At 30.2% G+C, this 1075-nt stretch carries 1 protein-coding gene; it reads left to right on the top strand.

Translation table 11 applies throughout. The features are described from left to right. Positions 1 to 262 precede the first annotated feature (262 nt). Positions 263 to 928 (top strand): VanZ family protein, encoded by a 666-nt coding sequence (locus ACYQ35_RS11785; RefSeq protein WP_459833820.1) that lies wholly within the window; start codon positions 263 to 265, stop codon positions 926 to 928. Positions 929 to 1075 lie beyond the last annotated feature (147 nt).

Here is a 1075-nt window from a genome sequence, read left to right as displayed (position 1 = left end):
TCTTGACATAGGACCATTATGTATTTCAATTAAGCAAGTGGTTTAATCGATGTAATGGTTTTTTGCAATATATCATTATTGTATTTGCAAGTTTATTTATAGCGAAGTTTATATTAATTTTAAGTGAAAAAGAAACTTGTAAACTATTTAGATATTTATTTTGAAGGAGATAACTATGAAAGAATTTGGAAATCTTTGGGAATAGTATTTTTTGGTAAGTATACTATCGTTAAATTTATTTGCATGTGTAAGAGAGGAAAATTTGGCAGTAGGGAAAGTGAGATTAAATATAGAAACATATTTAGTGGGAAGAGATCAACCAACACATCCTTCAATAATAAGTTTTGATAGTCCTTGGAATGGATATAAGTATTGGATGACGTATACACCCTACCCGGAAGGAAATGGAGAAGAAGAAAATCCAAGTATTGCAGTTTCAAATGATTTATATAAATGGGAGACACCTATAGGAATGGTAAATCCAATAAAATATAAACAAAGGTCATATGGAAGAATAATCAGTAGCATTTTCTTATCATTATCCATAGCCCTGGTTATTGTCATGACACTTTACGGACGTCAGCCGGGAATGGAAAACGAATACAGATTTCAACTTTTTGCGTCTTATATAGAAGTTTTCAAGGAGAAAAATGTAGAGGTTTTGCTTCAAATTATTATGAATATTTTTATGTTTATTCCGATTGGTTTTTTATTGCCATATTGTTTTAAAAAATTTGAGAAAAATAAAACAGTATTTTTTACTGCTATATTGTTTTCAGGAATTATTGAATGTACGCAGGGAATATTTAGAATGGGAATGTTTGAGGCAGATGACATTTTAGGAAATGTCCTTGGAGCAGAGATAGGGTTTTTCTTTTTTTGTTTTATGCGTAAAATCTGTCAAAAATTTGTAGGATTTCACGAATAGCAAAAATTTTTCTATTCTGTTACAATATAACTATAGAATTCCTCTACATAGTGGAGGAGCATATGAGAAAAACACGATTGGAAGAACTTGAGTATTCCAATGCAATAGTGCATGCTTTCCAGAAATTCAGAGACTATGAAGAAAAGT

It is taken from the genome of Faecalimonas hominis, from assembly GCF_054660755.1.
Note: the sequence above shows the minus strand (reverse complement) of the source record. Positions and strands in the feature narration are given on the sequence as shown.